The 21,450-nt window shown below is 56.4% G+C and carries 18 protein-coding genes; 12 read left to right on the top strand and 6 right to left on the bottom strand.

Features of this window, described 5'->3' with window-relative positions; translation table 11 throughout:
• Window positions 1-20 precede the first annotated feature (20 nt).
• On the bottom strand, window positions 21-1,529 hold the full coding sequence (locus ACR0K9_RS08110; RefSeq protein WP_480822190.1) for a PAS-domain containing protein: 1,509 nt from the start codon (window positions 1,527-1,529) through the stop codon (window positions 21-23).
• A gap of 65 nt (window positions 1,530-1,594) precedes the next feature.
• Window positions 1,595-2,986, bottom strand: a complete 1,392-nt coding sequence (gene regB / locus ACR0K9_RS08105; protein ID WP_480534864.1) for a sensor histidine kinase RegB — start codon at window positions 2,984-2,986, stop codon at window positions 1,595-1,597.
• Window positions 2,987-3,075: 89 nt separating this feature from the next.
• Here regB and ACR0K9_RS08100 point away from each other — a divergent pair, with 89 nt between their 5' ends.
• The 3 genes from ACR0K9_RS08100 (at window position 3,076) to ACR0K9_RS08090 (ending at window position 6,950) form a co-directional block, all read left to right on the top strand.
• The gene (locus ACR0K9_RS08100; protein WP_480822188.1) at window positions 3,076-3,693 is read left to right on the top strand and encodes an SCO family protein; all 618 of its coding nucleotides are present in this window, start codon (window positions 3,076-3,078) and stop codon (window positions 3,691-3,693) included.
• Between the two features lie 86 nt (window positions 3,694-3,779).
• Window positions 3,780-4,334 (top strand): ActR/PrrA/RegA family redox response regulator transcription factor, encoded by a 555-nt coding sequence (locus ACR0K9_RS08095; protein ID WP_050604676.1) that lies wholly within the window; start codon window positions 3,780-3,782, stop codon window positions 4,332-4,334.
• Between the two features lie 237 nt (window positions 4,335-4,571).
• A complete protein-coding gene (locus ACR0K9_RS08090; RefSeq protein ID WP_480822186.1) occupies window positions 4,572-6,950 on the top strand; it encodes an adenylate/guanylate cyclase domain-containing protein in 2,379 nt (792 codons plus the stop codon).
• 19 nt (window positions 6,951-6,969) lie between these two features.
• Here ACR0K9_RS08090 and ACR0K9_RS08085 read toward each other — a convergent pair whose 3' ends face one another.
• The 3 genes from ACR0K9_RS08085 to ACR0K9_RS08075 all read right to left on the bottom strand — a co-directional run bounded on the left by ACR0K9_RS08085 (window position 6,970) and on the right by ACR0K9_RS08075 (window position 9,048).
• Window positions 6,970-7,449, bottom strand: coding sequence for a YHS domain-containing (seleno)protein (locus tag ACR0K9_RS08085; protein ID WP_480822184.1), 480 nt, complete (start codon window positions 7,447-7,449; stop codon window positions 6,970-6,972).
• A 14-nt stretch (window positions 7,450-7,463) separates the two neighbouring features.
• Entirely contained in the window at window positions 7,464-8,057 is a 594-nt protein-coding gene (locus ACR0K9_RS08080) for an ankyrin repeat domain-containing protein (RefSeq protein ID WP_480822182.1), read from the bottom strand.
• A 358-nt stretch (window positions 8,058-8,415) separates the two neighbouring features.
• Window positions 8,416-9,048 (bottom strand): tyrosine-type recombinase/integrase, encoded by a 633-nt coding sequence (locus tag ACR0K9_RS08075; protein ID WP_480822180.1) that lies wholly within the window; start codon window positions 9,046-9,048, stop codon window positions 8,416-8,418.
• Between the two features lie 759 nt (window positions 9,049-9,807).
• Here ACR0K9_RS08075 and hppD point away from each other — a divergent pair.
• From hppD to ACR0K9_RS08060, 3 genes are all read left to right on the top strand, one after another.
• Window positions 9,808-10,914 carry a 4-hydroxyphenylpyruvate dioxygenase gene (hppD, locus tag ACR0K9_RS08070; RefSeq protein ID WP_170456450.1) on the top strand — a complete coding sequence of 369 codons (1,107 nt, stop codon included), beginning with the start codon at window positions 9,808-9,810 and terminating at the stop codon, window positions 10,912-10,914.
• Window positions 10,915-11,023: 109 nt separating this feature from the next.
• A complete protein-coding gene (locus tag ACR0K9_RS08065; RefSeq protein WP_480822659.1) occupies window positions 11,024-11,566 on the top strand; it encodes a VOC family protein in 543 nt (180 codons plus the stop codon).
• A 90-nt stretch (window positions 11,567-11,656) separates the two neighbouring features.
• Window positions 11,657-12,019 (top strand): Rieske (2Fe-2S) protein, encoded by a 363-nt coding sequence (locus ACR0K9_RS08060; protein ID WP_480822178.1) that lies wholly within the window; start codon window positions 11,657-11,659, stop codon window positions 12,017-12,019.
• A 96-nt stretch (window positions 12,020-12,115) separates the two neighbouring features.
• On the opposite strand, the gene ACR0K9_RS08055 is transcribed toward ACR0K9_RS08060, so the two are convergent.
• Complete coding sequence (locus tag ACR0K9_RS08055) at window positions 12,116-13,048, bottom strand: LysR family transcriptional regulator (RefSeq protein ID WP_170456454.1); 933 nt, start codon at window positions 13,046-13,048, stop codon at window positions 12,116-12,118.
• A 103-nt stretch (window positions 13,049-13,151) separates the two neighbouring features.
• Here ACR0K9_RS08055 and ACR0K9_RS08050 point away from each other — a divergent pair, with 103 nt between their 5' ends.
• The 6 genes from ACR0K9_RS08050 (at window position 13,152) to ACR0K9_RS08025 (ending at window position 21,377) form a co-directional block, all read left to right on the top strand.
• Window positions 13,152-14,300 (top strand): CaiB/BaiF CoA transferase family protein, encoded by a 1,149-nt coding sequence (locus tag ACR0K9_RS08050; RefSeq protein ID WP_480781925.1) that lies wholly within the window; start codon window positions 13,152-13,154, stop codon window positions 14,298-14,300.
• The gene (locus ACR0K9_RS08045; protein ID WP_480781924.1) at window positions 14,297-15,256 is read left to right on the top strand and encodes a hydroxymethylglutaryl-CoA lyase; all 960 of its coding nucleotides are present in this window, start codon (window positions 14,297-14,299) and stop codon (window positions 15,254-15,256) included. The genes ACR0K9_RS08050 and ACR0K9_RS08045 overlap by 4 nt, the downstream gene beginning before the upstream one ends.
• A 78-nt stretch (window positions 15,257-15,334) precedes the next feature.
• Window positions 15,335-16,336, top strand: coding sequence for a TRAP transporter substrate-binding protein DctP (gene dctP, locus ACR0K9_RS08040; RefSeq protein ID WP_170456460.1), 1,002 nt, complete (start codon window positions 15,335-15,337; stop codon window positions 16,334-16,336).
• Window positions 16,337-16,347: 11 nt separating this feature from the next.
• Window positions 16,348-16,878, top strand: a complete 531-nt coding sequence (locus ACR0K9_RS08035; RefSeq protein ID WP_480822176.1) for a TRAP transporter small permease — start codon at window positions 16,348-16,350, stop codon at window positions 16,876-16,878.
• Window positions 16,875-18,161, top strand: a complete 1,287-nt coding sequence (locus tag ACR0K9_RS08030; RefSeq protein WP_480781922.1) for a TRAP transporter large permease — start codon at window positions 16,875-16,877, stop codon at window positions 18,159-18,161. The genes ACR0K9_RS08035 and ACR0K9_RS08030 overlap by 4 nt, the downstream gene beginning before the upstream one ends.
• A 6-nt stretch (window positions 18,162-18,167) precedes the next feature.
• Entirely contained in the window at window positions 18,168-21,377 is a 3,210-nt protein-coding gene (locus tag ACR0K9_RS08025) for a reductive dehalogenase (RefSeq protein WP_480822174.1), read from the top strand.
• The last annotated feature ends 73 nt before the right edge of the window (window positions 21,378-21,450 follow it).

Genomic DNA, 21,450 nt, shown 5'->3' with positions numbered 1-21,450 from the left:
CCGGTCGGCTGCAACCCGGTTCAGGCGCTGATTTTTTCAGGCACCAAACGGTTTTCGAACAGATCGGGGGCGCTGAACCGAACGATGGTCGCGCCGTTTTGCATCGGGTCGACCGTGCAGGTCATTTTGGTGCCGTTTTTCAGGGTCAGCTCAGCTGACCAGTCGGCGCGATTTTCGCGTGAATGCACGAAATCTCGAATTTCGCCCAGAACCGGAGTGGCGGTGCAATGTTCCTGCCATTTAAGTGTCACCTCCAGCACGGTTGCGGACTCAAGCCCGGCCTCGCCCGTGTCGCCCCAGAGCATCTGATAGGCGTAGTTTGTGAATGCGAGCGTTCCGTCATCCGCAAAAACCGCGATTCCATCGGCGAGTTTGTCGAGGATGGATTGCATCAGGTCCATCTCGGACCGGAACCGCCGGGTCAGAGTGATTTCGGCGGTAATGTCTTCGAACAAAAACGCAACCGCGCCGTCCGGGTGCGGGCGGCCGCTGACGGAATATACAGACCCCGAAGGCAGCGACCATGTTTCCTGATAATTCCCGTCCTGCGCGGCTTCGATCAGGTCATTCATCTGCCGCCGCCAACTGCGATAGTTCTTGGGTTCGGGCATCATGTGCTGATCGCGAAGCCGGTCAAAGAAACTGGACAGGCTGGGCCGGCAACTCAGGAAGTCGGGTGGCAAAGTTGTCAGATCGATCAGCGCGGGATTGAACAGGGCGAGCTGCCGGTTGCGGTCGAAGATGGCCAACCCCGTCGACAGCTGGGCAAAGGTTTTGGTCATGGTCTGAACGAATTTGCGTTGGGCGGTTTCGGCCTCGACAATCGCATTGATATCGACCGCATAGCACAGATGCCCTTCCTCACGGATCACACGGGTCAGATCGAACCAGAGCCGCGCATCACTGTCCTTCACCACCACAGAGACACGGGATTTGCGGCCCAGCTGCGCTTCATCCCCCAGCGTGGGGATAAGCGGCTCGGTCAGGTCAGCGTCGGGGCCGCCGACCTTGCGCACCAGCGCGACATAGGCCGCATTGCACCAGCTTACCTGATTGGACCCATCCAGCAGCCAAACCGGGTAAGGTGCCTGATCCATCGCCAGTCGGATCGGGTCATTCACGTCCCGGCGCAGGTCCGGCGCTTGCCCGGTCAGGTCGCGCAGCTCGACCCGAATGACCCCGTCGATCCATTCGCACCGAACCTCGCGATCAACGGTGCAATCAATCGCCGAAACCACGAGGCTGCGCTTGGCGCGGACCAGATCCGGGGTTTCGGGAAAGGCCGGGAAATCCCGTTGCAGCAAGCGCCTGAGATCGCCCCAGGTGTTGACGGTTTCGAAGCCGTTCAGGGCGATGTCAGAGTGACTGATCAGACGGCTGCCATCGAACAGAAACACCGCGTAGGACAGTGCGCCGGGGCAGCACAACCCATAATCCTTGGGCACCGAGACACGGCTGGGTGTCAGCCAGCGAATCGCAAAACCCGCCGAAACCAGGCTGATTGCAGCCAGTATTATCCAGTCGGCCATCGGTTCATTGCCTCAGTTGCCTCATCCGGACCTGTATGCCGGGCAAGTGTTAACGGGTTGTTAACTCAGATCTGAAACGGCTGGTTGGCCCCTGAGGGAACCGGGGTGTCGCCGATTTGTGCGTCGATCAGTTTGCGCGGCCAGACCACCTTGACGATCGCTCCGATCCTTTCGGACTGATCGGTCAGCGTCTGATAGGGATCTGCACCATTGGCAAAGTAAAGCTGCGCTCCGCTGCGTTCGAGCAGGGTCTTGGCGATAAACAGGCCCAGTCCCATACCTTCGTATTCCGGTCGGCTGCTGCGATCCACGCGCCGTCGGCGCATGAACGGATCACCGATCCGCCCGATCATATGCGACGGATATCCGCGCCCGTCATCCATGATCAAGACGATGATCTGGTCTGTGGTCCATTCGGCCTCGACCCAGACCGTGTGGCGGGCGAAATCCACCGCGTTCTGGATCAGGTTGCGCAGCCCGTGAATGATCTCGGGCTTGCGCAGGATCGAGGGTTGTTGCACATCGCCGTCCAGTACCGGGCCTTCGGCAAAATATACCTCTTTGCCGCGGTTGATATGAGGTTCCGCCGCTTCATGTATGACCGTCGACAGCGGTGCCTGACGCAGATGCAGGTCGTCTTTGCCCGCCCGGCCCATATCGCGCAGGATATCCCGGCAACGGTCGGCCTGTTCGCGGATCAGAGCGGCGTCTTCTTTCAGGTCCGGCCGATCCTCAAGCTCTTCGATCAGTTCGGAACTGGCCAGTTTGATCGTGGCCAGAGGTGTTCCCAGCTCATGCGCCGCAGCGGCCACCACGCCACCCAGATCGGTCAGTTTCTGTTCGCGCGCCAGGGCCATATGCGTGGCCGACAGCGCTTCGGACATGGATTGAACCTCGGAACTGATGCGATGGGAATAGGCGCCGATGAACACGATGGCGATGATTATCGCGGCCCAGTTGCCGAACAGCAGGATGGCCGGGATATCCAGAACCAGCCCCAGATTGGTGCGCAGCGGCAGATGAAACTGCGCCAGCAGCGTGGTCAGGATCACCGCGACTGCACCGATAATCAGGGTCGAGCGTGTGCTCATGACGCTGGCAGAGATCGTCACCGGGCCAACCAGCAGCAGCGCGAAGGGGTTGTTCAGCCCGCCGGTCAGATACAGCAGGATCGACAGCTGCAGCAGATCGAACAGCACCATCAGGAAGTTCTCGAACTCCGACAGGCGCTTGTTTTCCGGAAACAGAAGAATCGCCGTCAGGTTGCCCATCACCGAAACACCGATGGCGAAGTAGCAAAGCCCAAGTTCCAGCTGCACATGATAATATTGCTGGGCAACGGTAATGGCGGTGAACTGACCGATGATGGCGACCCAGCGCAGCAAGATCAGGGTGCGCAGCCTGATCCAGGTGCTGCGTTCCTGTCCGCGCCAGAGGCTGATATTGGAATCCGTCATCTGTCGATTATGTCCTATTGCGTCCGCCCATCATGTTGATAGGAGTGCGGGCCGAACCGATCAACATCCTTCATGTGGGGAAAACCGCCATGATCCGCCTTTATGCCGTCCTCGCAACCGTTGTTCTGGCCATTGGTCTGGGTGCTATGTGGCTGCTGACGCGTGGCGGGTCGGGCGACAAGTTCGCGCAATGCCGGTCTAGCCAGATCGCTGGCGGTGCTGCTGCCATTGGCGGGCCGTTCGAACTGGTCAACGGCAAGGGCGAGACCGTGACCGACAAGGATGTGATCACGGAACCGACGCTGGTTTACTTCGGCTATACGTTCTGCCCCGATATCTGCCCCTTCGACATGTCCCGCAACGCCGAAGCCGTCGACATTCTGGCCGAGCGCGGCCAGTCCGTGACGCCCGTGTTCATCTCGATCGACCCGGACCGCGACACCCCCGAGGTGGTGGATGACTATGCTTTCAACCTGCATGAACGCATGATCGCGCTGACCGGTTCACCCGAGCAGGTGAAGGCGGCCAGCAAGGCCTACAAGACCTATTACAAGGCCCAGGACAAAAGCGACGAGTATTATCTGGTCGATCATTCCACCTTCACCTATCTGGTCACGCCCGAGGATGGATTCCTTGAGTTTTTCAAACGCGATGACACGGCTGAACAGATGGCGGACAAGGTTGGCTGCTTCCTCGATCAGGTCTGAGTGGCAACGGGTTGTTTGACCTTTGGAATGGCGCTGCTATTACTCATGCTCAAGCCAAAGGCATGAAATAGCGGAAAGACCAACATATGGCAGACAGTTCCCAGCTTGATATCGGCCCTGATAAGTCCCTGCTTCTGGTGGATGACGACGAGCCGTTCCTGAGACGTCTGGCCAAGGCCATGGAAAAGCGCGGGTTCGAGGTTGAGACCGCAGGCTCCGTCGCTGCAGGCCGCGCCATTTCCACCGCCCGCCCGCCGGCCTATGCGGTGGTCGATCTGCGACTTGAGGATGGCAACGGGCTGGACGTGGTCGAAGTGCTGCGCGAAAAACGCCCCGACAGCCGGGTTGTGGTTCTGACCGGCTACGGCGCGATTGCCACCGCCGTGGCCGCGGTCAAGATCGGCGCGACGGACTATCTGTCGAAACCGGCGGATGCCACCGACATCACCAACGCGCTGCTGGCCAAGGGCGACGAACTGCCCCCACCGCCGGAAAACCCCATGAGCGCGGACCGCGTGCGCTGGGAGCATATCCAGCGGGTGTATGAGCTGTGTGATCGGAATGTCTCGGAGACGGCGCGGAGGCTAAACATGCATCGCCGGACGTTGCAGCGGATATTGGCGAAGCGTAGTCCTCGGTAAGAAACCGCCTAGAAGCGATGCACTAAAACTCAAGGCTAGTTAGCAAAAATCAGCGAGTCCGCTAAGCGGGACAGACCCGCCTGATGCTGATGCAGCGAAATCCACATCGGTTGCTCGACAGTGTCACGGTATCGCCAGCGACGGCGCAGCACGATTTCTCGATACCGGACGTTCAAATCATGCATATGGGCCAAAACCCAATCCGGCCGTTCGCTTCGCTCGGATATAATGTCTCACATGCGCAGCAAGCTGCCTTATGCTGCTGCGGAGACAATTGGCTTGTTGCCCCACCGTACCTTTAAACGACAAGTGCCCGCCCAGCTAAATATTTTGAGCGAGCGCAGTTTCCGTCACGTTTTTTCAGTGTTACCTTCGCAGTACCGCCCGCATTTTGGAGGAGAGGGGCAAACCTTGGAACGCCGGCTTGCTGCCATATTTGCCGCAGACGTGGTGGGTTTCAGCCGTATGATGGCCGAGGATGAGGTGGGCACGTTCGAACGTTTGACCACGTTACGCCAGGACATCCTCGCCCGCTGGATAGAGGAAAAGAGCGGGCGGGTCGTCAAGCTTATCGGCGACGGGCTACTGGCCGAATTTGCAAGCGTTGTTGATGCCGTGGAGGCTGCGATCCAGATACAGGAGGCGGTTAAGGACAGAAACGACACCATTGATCCCCATCAACGTATCGAATTGCGGATCGGTATCAACCTAGGCGATCTGATCATCGACGGCGACGACATTTACGGAGACGGTGTTAACATTGCGGCGCGCCTGGAACCCCTAGCTACGCCCGGAGGCATCTGCATCTCGCGCGAGGTGTACGAACACACGCGCGGCAAAGTCAGTAAGCCATTTGAATCTGCGGGCGTCCACCGGGTCAAAAACATACCTGAGCCTCTCACGGTATTTCGGATGGCGGACCCGAATGGCTCGAAATACACTTCACTGTCTCGCTTCAAAGTTCGAGGCGCTGTCACGGCGGTGGCCGTAATAGCCATTCTTTCAAGTACCGCTTTTATATTGCGTGATGACGTAGTTGCCCTTTTCGGCGGCACTGAAAGTGAAATCATCGCGGCAGAGGACGGGCTGCCTTCTCTCATTGTGTTGCCCTTTGAAAACCTCGGGCTGCCAGATGCGGAACGCTACATCGCAGATGGGCTCACGGACGATCTGATTACAGATTTCTCGAAAGTCGCCGGGCTGATGGTGATCGGCAGCAGCACCGCGTTTTCCTATCGGGACCGGACAATCGACAGCAGGGCCATCGGTCGCGAGTTGGGGGTGGGCCATGTTCTCGAAGGCAGCGTGCGCAGAGCGGGAACTCGGCTTTTGGTCAACGCGCGGCTGACAGATGTGAGCAGCGGGCAGACAGTATGGGCCAAGCGGCTGGAGCGAGACGAAGCCGAGATTTTCTCCATGGAAGCTGGTCTGATAAACGAGATCATTGATCAACTTGGTGTGGATGTAAGTATGTCCGAAAGGGAGCGGATCGAACGCCTCCCTACAAGGGATCTGGAAGCATATGACTTCTTCCTCAGGGCCGAAGAAGCCGCTCGCAGCGGCTTTCGGCCCGGGCTGCGCGAAGCGTTGAGCCTCTATTCGGACGCAACCGCAATCGATCCGGCTTTTGCGAGGGCTTTCGCGGCACAGGCGCGCGCCGAGGCATTAGTCATGCGCCGCAACTATGACGATGTCCTGCCGTTTCCGGTCGCCCGAAAACGTGCCTACGAACATGCCGGTCGTGCCTTAGAAATTGATCCCGATGCGGCAATGCCATTTGCCGTATTGAGCGAGCTTCAAACTGTAGATCGAAGGTATGAGGAAGCGATGCGCTCAGCGCAATTATCTGTCGAAAAAGCCCCCGGTGAAGCATCTGCCTATCTTGCGCTGAGCTTTGCGCAAACATTCTACGGGCAACACGAAGAGGCGATCGAGAATTTTGAAACGGCGCTGCGCCTGAACCCGCAATTGCCGGGCTATGCACGGCAGATCGCAAGCCTGTCCTATATTCTGGCAGGTCGTCCCCAACATGCCGTTGAAATCCTTGAGGAGATAAAGGGCAATTCTCAAGGCATCGAGGACTACTTCAACATCCTCGCGGCCGCCTATGCGGAGGCTGGCCAAACGCAAAAGGCGCAAACAACTGCAGATGAGGTGGCGCGGTTTGCACCGCATACTTCGGCGCAACTCTACAGGGTCATGTTTGCGCATTTTCGTAAGCAGGAAGAACTCGATCGGATCCTTAATGCAATGTTGAATGCGGGCGTGCAGGAATGGCCCTTTGATTTTCAACCTGGTGCGCGCGAAAAGCTATCTGCCGACGCGGTTACCGCCCTGATCGACGGGAACGTGTGGCAGGGAAACTTCGAAGGCCGCGGACCTGGCTTGATGCAAATTTCCGACAACGGAAACGTGGCGTTGCGCGCATCAACGATGTTCATCACCGGCTCGGCATATGTGAAAGATGATGTTTTGTGCATAAGACCACCAGGTCTTGCGCTCGGACGCCCTGCTTGTGGTCCAATCTACAAAAGTACCGAAGAAGAAGCCGCAGCGGGTTCGCCGTACAGCTACGTCAACGCGCATATTCTGTTTCACTTTAGCCCGGGCGGATGACCCTCAATCGAGGTGTGCGTCAGTTGGAGTAATCCTTGGCTGCCAGCGGCTTGGTTTTCTCCCAATTCGCATCCGCCTTGGCGATCACCGCTGCCCCTTCTGGGTGGTCAAGCATTTCTGCGCCGGTTGGGTCCGATATGAAGTAAAGCTTCCCATCGATGATCCGCCAGGAATTTACTGGGTCGATGTTTTCGGACGCGTTGGCCCCAAGCCCGACACCCAATGCGCAATACCCACCGTATTGCGGTGCGTATCTGGCTGGGTCAGACATAAACAGGTCGCGGTTTTCCGCGCTGTTGAAGTGCCATGGCGTGCCAAGCCAATCATATGCGAAATCACTTGATCCCTTGACCGCACGGTTTTCGGTGAAATAGGCAACGGTGTCATAGCCCTTGATCGCAACACCGCCGAACGGCCCAGTATTAATGGGCTCATTGGCCAGCGCGCCAATGGTCATGCCTGCCAGAAACAGGCCACTCATCAGAAGTCGAAAGTTCATGTATTGACCTTCCCTTATGAGCCTGCCTCCAAACACAGGCGATGAAATTCCGGGCCGAAGGCGTCTGGCGGGGGGCATGTGGCCCCATTCTGCTTGAGGAGCCCAACGATATCATAGTGTTTACGGAACATCGTTCGGATCAGAACCGAAAAGCCATCGTTGTCGAGTGTCACTATATCCGCATCATGGTCGAGCAATAGCTCGATCACCTCGATATGGCCTTCGTCGGCCGCCATGAAAATGGGTGATTTTTCAGCCCTGTTGATACGCCCATTCACATCTGCGCCACGGGCGAGAAGCAGGCGCGCTGTTTCAACATTGCCGCCAAAAGCTGCTGCGTGAAGCGGTGTGAAGCCGCTGTGGTTGCGGGCCATTACATCAGCCCCCGCCTCGATTAGGGCCGCAGCGGTCTCGGTGTTCCCAGCCAACGCAGCGGCAATCAAGGGAGTAGCCCTGTTCGGCCCCCGCTCATCGACTGAGGTACCGCTTTCCAACAGAGCCTTAACGGTCGCTGTATCACCCTGCTTTGCAGCATCGAATAACTGACCTGCTTGAGCGGGCCCAAGCATAAAGAATGCCGTTATAAAGATGGCACTAATCCAACGCATGGATTTACCTCCCCTGTTTAAAGTCTACAATGAGCCGCTGTTGCGCGCAACGACGGGTTATTTGCTACGGTGTTGAAGACGGTTTCGGTCGAGTGGGTTTAGTCCATGTAGCGGCCCCAGAGACAACGAGTTTTTTTGTCCGCGATGGAGACGTAGTGCCTCCGAATTTCGCCGCAGCCAGCATGAATGTCCGGTCTTTAATCTGCGCCGCGATGCTCCGGTTGACGCAAAGTAATGCTGCAGCGGCGAGGTCTACTACTCGAGAAGGTCTGCCTTGGGCTCGAAGCTGCCGAACGTTTTGATTTCGGGAATGGGCGGTCCCGGATGGCGAACGGCTAGAGCCGCCCGCCAGGTTCGATCAGAGATCGATCTTTTCAGCGATGCTCAGCGCATCTTCGAGCTCGACGCCAAGGTAGCGCACCGTGCTGTCCACCTTGGTGTGGCCAAGTAGGAGTTGAACAGCGCGCAGATTGCCGGTCTTACGATAGATTTCTGACGCTTTGGTTCGACGCAGAGAATGGGTGCCGTATCCGCTCGGCTCCAGCCCAATCGCGGTCACCCAGTCGCGGACCAGCCTTCCGTATTGGCGCGTCGAAATGTGCGGTCGGTTGTGAAACCGACTTGGAAACATGAACGCACAACAGATCATCTCAGGGGCGTTCACCCAAGCCGTCACGGAATCGCGCGTGTTTTCAGTAAGTTCGAACTGAACCGGCTGACCAGTTTTGCTTTGAACTACTGTCGCCCGCTCCCGAACACGGTCGCTGCTCGCAAGGTCAGTCACTTTCAGCCGAACCAGATCGCACCCACGCAGTTTGCTGTCGATGGCGACATTGAAGAGCGCTAGGTCGCGCAGATTGCCTGCCAGTTCCAATCGTGCGCGGATCGCCCAAACCTGTTTTGGCAGGAGCGGGCGTTTCTGGCCGATGATGCGGCCTTTGTTCCAGGCGCGGCGCTTGGGAGTGGTTGCGGGAAGTTGAATTCTAGGCATGGTTTTGCCTCCAACCCTCCCTCCAGGCCCAGACATCAACACTGTGCTGACGGGCGATTTTACCATCCCTTTCGAATGTCAGGTCCCGGGAAGCCGCCGATCGGCGGAATGCCGCATGGGCATTAGGCAGCTTTGAGCCCTTAGTTCTAGATGCCGAAATGTGTGCAAACAGCTGCGAAGCACCGATTGCAGACATTGGCGTTGGGAAGCGGCCGATTCCGGGCTTTCAAGCGGTATTCAATATGCCACGGAATCAACCCGAATAGCTGCCGCTTGTTGCGCGACCAAAACTACGGCGCAAATTTCACACATAATTGTGTGTTTACACTGAGAATTATCACGGACGGTAACACCCTAAAACGAACTTGCTACTACGGCATTTGATTTAATTTGCATCGATTTGAGATAACCACATTGAATGTTCACAGTCCTTTGAGAGGTCAAGTTAACCTTTCACAGAGCGTCAGCGCTTCGCAGATCCAACAGATGCAATGGGGACCCCAGCAGCCTTCGAAATCACGAAAATTTAAATCGCGATCAGCGTCGCGACCCCGTCTCTATCTCAATTTCGTCTCGGTAGTTAATTGATAATATGCTGGAAAATCTGAGTTTTCTAAATTCAAGAACGCAACATTTCATATTTAATAATTGCCAGAACGAATTACGTTTGTTTTATTTCGCGAGAAATTTCCCGCGGGCCGGGTTCCAGATCAAGGTGTGGAGGGCACGAAAGCCGCATCAAAGTTCAGGAGAATTCCTATGGGACCATTTCCGCACGATGCACCCAAGGCCAAAATCGACGATTTTAATATCGCCGGAACTGACGGATTCGAATTCGTCGAGTTCGCGCACCCCGAAGCAGGAAAGTTAGAAGAGCTTTTTTCTCAAATGGGGTTTGTCGAAGTTGCCAAACACAAGACTAAGGACATCTCAGTCTATCGTCAGGGTAACGTGAATTACCTGGTCAACCGCGACCCAGACAGCCACGCCGCACAATTTGTTAAGGATCATGGACCCTGTGCGCCTGCAATGGCCTGGCGTGTCGTTGACGCGCAGCACGCGTTGCAATGCGCTTTAGATTATGGTGCCGAAGAGTACACCGGCGACGGCAAATCCATCGAAGTCCCAGCTGTCGTAGGCATCGGGGGCTCGCTGCTTTACTTCATCGAGGACTATGATGAAGGCAAATCACCTTACGACACCGATTTTGAATGGATCGACAAACGTGATCCCAAGCCGAACGGCGCAGGGTTCTACTACATGGATCACCTGACTCACAACGTGATGCAGGGGAACATGGACACTTGGTACAAGTTCTATTCCACCGCCTTCAACTTCAAGGAAATCAAATTCTTCGACATTAAGGGCAAGCTGACCGGCCTGACCTCTCGCGCACTAACTTCGCCATGCGGCAAGATTCGTATTCCAATTAACGAAAGCTCGGATGATCAGAGCCAGATTGAGGAGTACCTGAAGGAATACAAAGGAGAAGGCATCCAGCACGTCGCAATCGGTACCGACGACATCTACGCCTCGACCGACACAATTGGCAATCACGGTATCGACTTCATGCCTGCACCACCGGACATCTACTATGACAAATCCAAGGCTCGCGTGAAGGACCATGAAGAGCCGCTGGAACGCATGAAGAAACACGGCATCCTAATTGACGGTGAAGGCGTTGTGGGCGGCGGAATGACCCGCATCCTGCTCCAGATCTTCTCGAAAACCGTGATCGGCCCGATCTTCTTTGAGTTCATCCAGCGAAAGGGAGACGACGGATTTGGGGAAGGCAACTTCCGGGCTCTCTTTGAGTCGATCGAAGAGGACCAGATTCAGCGCGGCGTTCTGAAAGTTTCAGACTAACGCCATTTCCCCGTGCCGTGGGCGGCGCACCCCCGCCCACGGCGTATTCCACAGACAGACTTGATTTTGCACCCCTCGGGTGCGCTTCGGAAAGGAGTGTCTCATGGACCTGAAAATCGAAAAAATTCACCATGTCGCCTATCGCTGCAAAGACGCTAAGGAGACGGTCGAATGGTACGGCCGTATCCTCAACATGGAATTCATCCTGGCGATTGCAGAAGACCACGTACCCTCAACCCACGAGCCTGACCCGTACATGCATCTGTTTCTTGATGCGGGGATGGGCAACGTTTTGGCCTTCTTTGAGCTGCCAACCAAACCGGAAATGGGCCGCGACCCCAATACCCCAATTTGGGTGCAGCATATTGCTTTCAAAGTGAAGGACCGCGAAACCCTTGTGGCCTTCAAAGAACATATCGAAGCAGACGGCGTCGAGGTTCTGGGTGTCACCGACCATTCGATATTCCACTCGATCTATTTCTTCGATCCCAATGGCCACCGAATTGAACTGGCCTGCCCGGACCCGGAGGAAGAAGCGATGCTCAAGCGCATGGATGAAGTCAAATGGCTGATGCTGGACGAATGGTCGAAGACCAAGAAGGCGCCGAAACACGCTGACTGGCTTCACGCCAAGGAACTGAACCGGGAGTAAGGCGCAGCCTTCCGCATTTCCGTCACCCCTTGGGAGAGGAATTATGAATAAGCGACAAGGCACATTCACGGTTTCCATGATGCACATGCTATGAACGACAATTGGAAGAGCTATTCATCAGCACCAGCAGGAGGGACGGTCGTCTGCGCGGCCTCGGAGGTACCCGAGGGCCGGGCACATTGCGTGGAACTGGGCGACTTTCCAATCCTTCTTGCAAGGAACGAAAGCGGTGTTTTTGCCTACGTGAATGCCTGCCCGCACCAATTCCTTCCGCTCGACTATAGGGGCGGATCGGTCATTTCATCTAATGGTCGTGTGTTGATTTGCTCAAATCACGAAGCTGGATTCGATCTGGCGACCGGCGCAGGCATTTCGGGTTTCGGAACCGGCTGCGCGCTGGACCCGGTGCCTACGAAAGAGGACGAACACGGGCAGTTGGTCATCGATGACTGACGAAGTTGCTCTCTTGGACGAACGGGACATGCCAGAATGCTCATGACAGGCGAGCGGCGACCCTGATTGGCCAAGGACTGCACTAAAGTGCGCCCTTTAAATATCGATTAGTTTTGCACCTTCCCAGTTGCCATTTCGGACCGCGTCCTGAACAAAATCGACCACCAGATTTGAGATGCTTTCTCTTAAAAACGTCGGGCGTGTGCCGAGTGCAGACACGAGATAGAGTGTCCGGATAAGCCGTGTATCCACGACTTTACGAGCAACAAGCTCGCCCCGTCGAAGTTCTTCGCTCACTAGAATTTTAGGTGCGAGAGTGCAAGCTAAACCCTCCTTCAGAGCACTTAACGTACCTGCGATTGACGCCAGCTGAATGCGGGCGTTTGCCTCGAGTTTCGCCAGTTCTGCAGGACGATCAACGAGCGCGCGGGACAGCGCACCACTCTGCAATAATGCGACAGGCAGCTGAGCCATTTGCTCAAGGCTGATCGGCTCGCTGGAATGGCCAACGATGTTTGGAGCACCCAAACAGTAGATTTCCTCTTCGATTAATGGCGTTCGAATTGTTTGCGTATCCGGAGGCGGGTTGAAAATCAGTGCAGTATCAATCTCGCCGGACCGTAGGGCATCATATGTCACGCCGGACAGCCCTTCTCTCAGAACCAGATGGACTAGGGGCAACTCTTCAATAACCTGGCGCATCAGCGCCCCACCTATCACTTTGATCACCGAGAAGGGCATGCCGATCGCAATGTTTCCAGAAACTTCGGCTTGACCATGTTTAATCTCTGATGCGGCAGTGTCGAATGCCGCCAGAATAAACTGCGCATGCTCAAGCAATTTCAGTCCTGCAGCCGTTGGCTCCATGCCCCTTGGTTTTCTGACAAAGAGCTTGGTTCCAAGCTCTGCCTCCAAGCTACCGATATGGTGACTCAGCGCTGACGCGGCGGTGTTGCAGTGGTCAGCCGCGTGCGAAAGATTTCGGAATTCGCATACGGCAGCAAAATATCTAAGTTGTCGAGAGTCCATACGTGCATTCTAATATCAAGAACGCTATTTTCGAAAGTATATTATTTTCCGATTGCTCAAGTTCCGCCATGGTTACCTTAATATAAAACCGCGGGAGGAACTTATGGCAAACGCTTTACCCTTGGAGGGCGTGCGTGTGGTGGAAATGAGCCACATGGTGATGGGGCCATCGACTGGACAGTTTCTTGGTTTTCTTGGCGCAGAAGTCATTAAGATCGAGCCTCCTCAGGGTGACAAGACACGCGATCTAACGGGTATGGGCGCTGGGTTCTTTCCGACCTTCAACCGTGGCAAAAAGTCAGTGACTCTGAATATCAAGGACGCTGACGATCTGGCAAAGCTGCATGCTCTGCTGAAGACCGCAGATGTCTTCGTTGAAAATTTCCGTGATGAGACGCTGGCCAAAATGGGTTTGGCGCCTGATCAGCTGCGCGAGTGTTATCCGACGCTGATCGTGGCCTCGTGCAAGGGTTTCCTGAAGGGGCCGTATGAGAACCGCGCAGCCATGGACGAAGTGGTGCAGATGATGACAGGAATGGCCTATATGACTGGCCCCACCAATCGTCCGCTACGTATTGGCTCATCGGCCAACGATATCATGGGGGGACTCTTTGCTGCTTTAGGTGTGCTTGCTGCTTTTATTCAGCGCTGTAAAACCGGCGAAGGCGCCGCTGTCCGTACGGGGTTGTTTGAGAACTGCCTGCTTCTCGTTGCGCAACACATGGTTCAATTTGATATCGAAGGCACCGAGGCACCACCAATGCCCGAGCGTGTCTTTTCATGGCCGGTTTACGACCTCTTCCCGACAAGCGACGGGCGCCAGATCTTTTTAGGTGCAGCCACTGATGGGCAGTGGGAGAAACTCTGCAAGGGCCTTGGTCTAACGCATCTGCTTGATGATCCGCGTCTTCAGACACGGAGCGACCAGATTGCCGCCCGAGATTGGACATTGCCAATGATCGCAGAGATCGTGGCGGGCCGTCCTTATGAAGACACACTGAAGATCATGCAAGAAAACGATCTTCTCTTCGCGCCGGTCGCTCGTCCGGCCGAGATGTATGATGACCCTCACGTGAACCGGCCTGGCGGGCTTTATACGTCGCATTATGCCGACAAGAAGGATTTCCGCGCACCTGTACTACCTCTCGAGATGGACGGAGCACCCCTTGTTTCCAACGATGTCGACATCCCTGCGATTGGCCAGCACAACGCCGAGATCCTTGGCGCATTGAAGGTGGAGGCTATCGAATGAGCCAGAAATACGTTTTCAATGCCTATCCGAAAGATGGCATCGCGATCCGCGAGGTTGGTCTTCGCGATGGCCTGCAACTCACGAAATCCTGGCCCAGCACAGCTCAAAAAGTCGAATGGGTGAACCGGGATTACAAAGCGGCGCTCCGCTACTTCGAAGTCGGGTCGTTTTTGCCCGCCGACAAGTTCCCGCGTTTTGCTGATGTGCGCGACGTTATTGCGGCGGTTCAGACCAAGGGTGATGCCCATGGGATTGCTCTGGCGCTGAACCAACGAGGAGCCGCCGACGCGTTGGAAACCGGCGTTGAAGAGATCACCGTCGTCGTCTCGGCCAGCCAAGCGCACAACGAGGCCAACGTCAGACGCACGCAAGAGCAAAGCCTAGCCGAGATCGCCAACGTCGTAAAACTTCGGAATGACCTTGGCAGCAACACAATCATCAGCGCTGGCATCGCGATGTCATTCGGGTGTTCATTGTCAGGAGACGTCCCGGAAGATGACGTTATGCGCATGGTGGATCGCTGTTTTGAGGCTGGGGTCGACATGGTCACCCCTGCGGACACGGTCGGCTATGGCGGGCCGCGTCAGGTTGCGTCGCTTTGTGCCCGCATGGAAAGGCGTCTTGGGGGTCTGCCCTACGCGATCCATCTGCACGATACGCGTGGCATGGGCATTGCCAATGCTTCAGCGGCGCTAGACTCAGGCTGTCGCATTTTTGACGCTTCGATCGCGGGTCTTGGCGGCTGCCCTTATGCGCCCGGTGCAACTGGAAATGTCGTGCTAGAAGACCTTGTTTTCCTTGCCGAGACCAAGGGCTTTTACACCGGCATCGACATCGAAGCGTTGTTTGAAACGCGCGCGCTTCTGACCGATGCCCTGCCGGAGGCGACGCTCCACGGAGCTATGGCGCAGGCCGGTCTACCAAAAACTGCAAATTGGCGGGCCTGTGCGGCCTGACACTTTTTCGCACTTTATCCAATTTTCGGGTCGCATTGGGCGACACTCGGATTGAATGTCAAACGGGAGGAAACTGACATGAAAAGAACACTACTAAGCGCGGCGCTTGGCGCTGCTTTGACAACAGGCACTTTCACCGCAGCTCAGGCCGAGACACCCATGCGGTGCAGCCACCAATTGCCGCCGTCGCACGCCATCGCGCAAGTGATCGACCGCTGGGCGGCCGAGGTCGAGACCCGGTCCGGTGGTGAAATCGACGTGCAGATCTTTCCCGCCAACAGCTTGGTTGGTGCCAAGGAAAACATCCTCAGCGTCGCGTCGGGCAACATCGAGTGTGCTTTCTCGGTACAGTTTCAATGGGGTCGCACGCTGCCGATCATGACGGTCACGACCCGGCCGTTTGCGTTCAAAGACCCTAACATCGCGCGCAACTGGCACGACTCCGAAGCCGCGAATTTTCTGGCAGGCAAGCTTAGGGATCGCGGCGTCGAGAACGTGGTATGGCTCTTTGATGCCGGCGACTCCGTGTTTACCTCCAAGGGCGGCTACCTGACCGAGCCCGAGGATTTCGAAGGCATCAAAATGCGCGGCCTAGTGCCTGCCTTTAACGCCTCGCTCGAAGCCCTGGGCGCCAGCCCGGTCTCGATGTCCGGCGGCGAGGTCTATCAGTCGTTGGCAACCGGCGTCATCGACGCGGCCATGACCGGCGTCGGCGCCGCCGTTAAGCGCAAGTATTTCGAGGTGCAGGATCACTTCAGCATCGTGCCGGTCGTCTCGGTCTATTTCCACGGCTACGTGAACCCCGACTTCTACGCTAACCTCTCGGACGAGGCCAAGGCGGCGCTCGACGAAGCGGGCAGGCTGGCCGCAGGCTGGGCCGTTGACGCCTCTGCCGAAGCCGCCGCAAGCGCGCCCGAAGCTCTCGCGGCGAAAGGCGTGAATGTCTATCGTCTGACCGACGAAGAGAACGCGGCTCTGGAGGCAATCATGCAACCAGCCTTTGATGCGCATTTCGGCGAAGGCATCGACGGTGCAGAAGAGCTGATCGGCCTGATCGACAAGCTGCGCAGCGGCTCCTGAGGCTCTGGATAATGTTAACTCAACCTAGCAACGAAGGGGCGGCATCCGCGGCCCCTTTCCCGATCAAGCTAATTTACGGGCTGGTCTGGTTAGGGGGAGCGCTGAGCGCGCTTCTCATTCTGGTCGCTTTCTTTATTACGATCATCGCAGTGTTTTGGCGCTATGTTCTTTCCGACCCGCTTCTGTGGACCGACGATATGACTGGCTGGACGCTTGTGGCGTTAATCATGCTTGGCGTAAGCGAAGCCTATCGTCGCGGCGATCATATCGCGATGGACCTTCTTACCGAAGGATTGGCCGGTAAGGCTAAGAAAATTCAAGTGGTCTGGGCACATCTTTCAGTGCTCGCCGTCGCCATCGTTTTGTCCATGAGCTCGTGGCATATGGTGCATTTCGCCTATGAATGGCAGGCGTTCACCTCTGGCTCGATCGAGATCCTACTATGGATTCCGCAGGCTCCGCTTTTTCTGGGCTCGGTTCTGCTGGGTGTTACGGCCTTTTCCAAGCTTCTTGAGTGTTTTTTAGGTAGGAGCGCGTCGTGACCGCATTTTTGATCTTTCTTTGCCTGGTCGTTCTTCTTCTAACAGGCATGCCGATTTTCGCGGCGCTTGGTTTGACAGCAACGGGTATCCTTTTGATCTTTGAAGGGGACGTAAATCCGGCGGCAGAAACGGTTTACGCCCATTTCAACAAGCCCGTTCTGATGACGGTTCCGCTGTTCGTTTTCATGGCCCAGATCATGATCAAAGCCAAAGTGATCGACGATCTCTTTGGTATGGCACATACTATGATAGGCCATATCCGGGGCGGTCTTGGCGCGGCGACTGTCCTGTCTTGCACAATCTTTGCGGCCATTTCAGGGTCTTCCGTTGCTACGGCGCTGTCGATCGGCTCCAGCGCGGTGCCACAAATGAAACGTTTCGGTTACCCGGAAAAGGACGCGCTTGGCCTTGTCGCCGCTGGGGGCACACTTGGAATTCTCATCCCGCCGTCCGGTCCGATGATCCTTTACGCCATTGTCAGCGATGCCAGCATTGGTGCGCTGTTTCTCGCGGGGATCATTCCGGGCGTGATGTTGGCCGTTATGTTTTCAGCATATTGCATCATAAAATCGTCGCTGAACCCACAGTTTGACTCGCCACCCTGGGCGGGTCTGCCGGAAGTAGGACGCGCCCTAAAACGGTCTTTCTGGGCTGTCATGGCACCGCCGGTGGTCATGGGCGGGATTTACCTGGGTATCTTCACCGCGGGCGAAGCAGCGGCCGTTGGGTGCCTTTATGCCCTGTTCGTCGCCTTCGTGATTTACCGCAACATCACTCTTACCGACCTGTGGGAGTGTCTCTCAAGAACGATGAGCATGTCGATGATGGTCTTCATGATCATTGCGGGAGCGGCAATGTTTGGCCATGCCATCACAATCATCCGTCTGCCCAACGGGGTTGCGGAGATGGTGGCGGTTATGGGTCTCAGCCCGCTTGCCTTTATCCTGGTTGTGATGGCGATGATCTTCGTGATGGGCATGTTCTTTGAATCCATCGCGATCATTCTGATCACAACTCCGATCCTCTTGCCGACGATGGCCGCGCTTGACATCGATCTGATCTGGTACGGCGTTCTGTTGATGATCAACCTCGAACTGGCCATGATCACGCCACCGGTCGGGATGAACCTGTTTGTCATCAAGGGTATAACCAACGCGCCGCTCTGGGATGTGGTGAGGGGGGCTTTTCCCTATGTGGTGTTGATGTTGATGGCCATGGTTCTGCTCTTGCTGGTTCCAGGAATTGCGACATGGCTGCCTTATTCCGCCGGGTTTGGAAGGTAATACCCCATGGCTAATCGCTTTTTTTCCACCAAAGACCGACCTGTCCATATGGGGCCTTATCCGACCGAGCTTTTGGCACGTACCGAACAGCTTCCTGATCTGTCAGCTGTGCCGCCCGCGCCGCATCTGACTTATCGCGACGATGTCGATCCGGCTTCTATCATCAACGCCATGCGTGAACATCAGGCGATGATGGATGCGATCCGGGATGGGCATATCAACAAGGCCATGGCCGATACACCGACCGACCCAGTGGAGCGGGCGAACCATCTGAAGGCATTCGGCTACTTCGCGGATGCAGCCGTCGTTGGCACCTGCCTTCTACCGCAGGACGCCTTACTGCCTTCACCCTATAAGAACCCGGATGTGAACCGCCTGGCCCATGACCTGAAGACACGGCAGACAAAGACCCTCTCTGCCGGGATCGACACAATCATGGCCAGCCTCAAAGAGGCGGTTGAGGCGGCGCCCACAAGCATCGACGGCCATACTCATTGCCTCGTTTTCCTCTACGAAAACCCCCGTACGCCGGACGTTGATGAGGCTGGCACCGCGTGGATTCAGGGCGCCCAGGCGCATCGCGCCGGTCTGCGCGCAGCTGAAACTGCCGTTGTTCTGGCAAATTACCTGCGCATCCTTGGATACGATTCACGCGGGCACACCGTTTCCAGCAGTGACGTGGACCTTAACAAACTCGCCGTTGCGGCCGGGCTGGCCACGGTGGAAGACGGCTTGCTGAGCCATCCCTATATCGGGGCGCGCTTCGGCCTCGCCGCTGTCACCACAACTTTCGTCATCGAGCCGGACAAACCGCTTGCCCCAATGGCCGAGCAGCCGAAATCCGCCTTTGGACCCACGTGGAAATTTGGCACGTCAACGATCAAAAATGCCGCCAATGCAGTGCCTTATGCCAAGCGCCGCTTCGTGGATGGTGCACATCCATTTGAGACGCTCAAACGCGTGGATACGCCTACGACCTATATCGATGAACCCAACATTCCCCGCGTTCCAAAACGCACGGACATGTTCGCCCGTGCCAAGTTTGGCGATCTGGGTAAAAAGGTTCAGGACGCGTCCCAAAACGGCCTCCACGTCATCAAATCAGCGCCCTCCATGGCAACGCGCAAGCCCTTGGGGGCCTTTGTTCTGTTGCAAGACGGCGAGGTTGCCGAAGAGCGTGTGCCGCTTTCGCCAAAAGAAGCATCGGAACTGATCAAGGCCACCTGTTATTGGCTTGGCGCTGATGCGGTTGGCATCTCCCGCTGCCCGGACTGGGCCTGGTACAGCCATGATGCGCGCGGAGATGCAATCGATCCGCCCCATGACCAGGCGATCAATCTGGTGATCGATCAGGGCTATGAAACAATGGAAGGCGCCTCGGGCGATGACTGGATCGCGGTGGTACAGTCCATGCGCGCCTATTTGCGCTTTTCGCTTTTGGGCGGCGTGATTGCGAAGCAGATCCGCAATATGGGCTATAGCGCCAGGGCGCACACGGTGACGGATGGCGAGGTGTTGCAACCGCCTCTGCTGCTGCTTTCGGGTCTGGGAGAGGTGAGCCGGATTGGCGAGGTGATCCTCAACCCCTTCCTCGGCCCGCGTTTGAAATCGGGAACGGTCACAACCGACCTGCCGCTGGCCCATGACAAGCCCATCGACTTTGGCCTGCAAAAATTCTGCAATTCCTGCAACAAATGCGCCCGCGAATGCCCCTCTGGCGCGATCACTGCCGGGCCAAAGACCATGTTCAATGGTTATGAGATCTGGAAATCAGACAGCCAGAAATGCACCTCTTATCGCCTGACAAATCAGGGCGGTGCGATGTGTGGACGCTGCATGAAGACCTGCCCATGGAATCTAGAAGGGATTTTCAAAGAGAAGCCTTTTCGCTGGGCGGCGATGAACGTGCCTAAACTCGCGCCGGCGTTGGCCAAACTCGACGACGTGGTCGACAACGGCTCACTTAACCCCGTGAAGAAGTGGTGGTGGGACCTCGAACTTGAGGAAGACGGCGGTTTTCGCCCTACGAAAAAGCCAGTGAATGTGCGCGGCCTCTCAAAAGATCTGGACCTCAAATTCGAGGATCAGACCCTGGCCGTCTATCCTGCGACTCTGGCACCGCCGCCCTATCTTTACCCTCACGTGATGGACCGGGAAAAAGGGATTAGGGCCTACGAGGCGATGGTCTCTGCCGAAGAGCATAAACGGAGCGTGGCGACTGGGGACGAGAGTGTGCTGCACCGATACAACAATGACGAGGAAAGCCCGGTGATCCCGGGCATTGTTACTCTGGCTGAGGAAACGGCGAAGGGCGTCATGAAATTTGAGTTTCAGGCCGTTTCGGGTGAACCACTGCCAGCATGGCAGGCGGGCGCACATCTGGATATCGTCATCGCGCCGGAATTCCTGAGGCAATACTCAATTTCAGGCGACCCGGCGGATCGTACCAAGTACCAGATCGCAGTCTTGCGCGAGGAGGAAGGGCGCGGTGGGTCCAAGCTATTGCACCGGATATTTGAGAAAGGACGGCGCGTCTTCTTCTCAAAACCGATCAACCATTTCCCCCTTGATCATAGCGCGACCAGAACACTCCTCATGGGCGGCGGTATCGGCATCACGCCAATGATCGCAATGGCGCACGAGCTCTACGCACGTGGAGCGGAATTTGAGCTGCACTACTCTGGCCGCGCGAAGGAGACGATGGGGCTGCTAGAAGATATCGCCGGCTTCCCCTGGGCGGACCACGTGACGCTGCATGTTTCCAGCGAGGGAACGCGCGCCGATCTTGATGCGATCATGGCGGGCTACGAGCCGGGATGGCATGTCTATACCTGCGGAGCGGAGGCCTACATGTCAGCCGTCATGCACGCCGCCGAGCGCGCAGGCTTCCCCGAAGAGGCACGGCATTTGGAATACTTCTCCGTGCCCGAGACGCCGGAATATGAAAACTCCGCCTTTACCATGAAGCTTGCAAAAACTGGAGTGGAATTGGCTGTTCCCGCGGATAAATCCGCCGCGGAGGTGCTAATCGAAAACGGTCTTCCGGTGGATCTGAAATGCAGCGACGGGCTGTGCGGTGTTTGTCAGTGTGGGCTGATTTCAGGAGATGTAGAACACCGCGATTTTGTGCTCTCCAAAGCGCAGCAGAAAAACACGATCATCACTTGCCAGTCCCGCGCAGCCAATCCCGACGGCGTGTTGGAACTGGATCTCTAAATAAGTTGGACCGCAACGACCCAGAACGAAGCTTGTGCAAAAACAGATGTTCTCTGTAGCCAGATCAATGAAT

Source organism: Ruegeria sp. L12 (genome assembly GCF_056531745.1).
Note: the sequence above shows the minus strand (reverse complement) of the source record. Positions and strands in the feature narration are given on the sequence as shown.

Coding starts and splice junctions, on each gene's coding strand:
- ACR0K9_RS08110 (WP_480822190.1), bottom strand. CDS start 1,529: ATGGCCGACTGGATAATACTGGCTGCAATCAGCCTGGTTTCGGCGGGT.
- regB (WP_480534864.1), bottom strand. CDS start 2,986: ATGACGGATTCCAATATCAGCCTCTGGCGCGGACAGGAACGCAGCACC.
- ACR0K9_RS08100 (WP_480822188.1), top strand. CDS start 3,076: ATGATCCGCCTTTATGCCGTCCTCGCAACCGTTGTTCTGGCCATTGGT.
- ACR0K9_RS08095 (WP_050604676.1), top strand. CDS start 3,780: ATGGCAGACAGTTCCCAGCTTGATATCGGCCCTGATAAGTCCCTGCTT.
- ACR0K9_RS08090 (WP_480822186.1), top strand. CDS start 4,572: ATGCGCAGCAAGCTGCCTTATGCTGCTGCGGAGACAATTGGCTTGTTG.
- ACR0K9_RS08085 (WP_480822184.1), bottom strand. CDS start 7,449: ATGAACTTTCGACTTCTGATGAGTGGCCTGTTTCTGGCAGGCATGACC.
- ACR0K9_RS08080 (WP_480822182.1), bottom strand. CDS start 8,057: ATGCGTTGGATTAGTGCCATCTTTATAACGGCATTCTTTATGCTTGGG.
- ACR0K9_RS08075 (WP_480822180.1), bottom strand. CDS start 9,048: ATGCCTAGAATTCAACTTCCCGCAACCACTCCCAAGCGCCGCGCCTGG.
- hppD (WP_170456450.1), top strand. CDS start 9,808: ATGGGACCATTTCCGCACGATGCACCCAAGGCCAAAATCGACGATTTT.
- ACR0K9_RS08060 (WP_480822178.1), top strand. CDS start 11,657: ATGAACGACAATTGGAAGAGCTATTCATCAGCACCAGCAGGAGGGACG.
- ACR0K9_RS08055 (WP_170456454.1), bottom strand. CDS start 13,048: ATGGACTCTCGACAACTTAGATATTTTGCTGCCGTATGCGAATTCCGA.
- ACR0K9_RS08050 (WP_480781925.1), top strand. CDS start 13,152: ATGGCAAACGCTTTACCCTTGGAGGGCGTGCGTGTGGTGGAAATGAGC.
- ACR0K9_RS08045 (WP_480781924.1), top strand. CDS start 14,297: ATGAGCCAGAAATACGTTTTCAATGCCTATCCGAAAGATGGCATCGCG.
- dctP (WP_170456460.1), top strand. CDS start 15,335: ATGAAAAGAACACTACTAAGCGCGGCGCTTGGCGCTGCTTTGACAACA.
- ACR0K9_RS08035 (WP_480822176.1), top strand. CDS start 16,348: ATGTTAACTCAACCTAGCAACGAAGGGGCGGCATCCGCGGCCCCTTTC.
- ACR0K9_RS08025 (WP_480822174.1), top strand. CDS start 18,168: ATGGCTAATCGCTTTTTTTCCACCAAAGACCGACCTGTCCATATGGGG.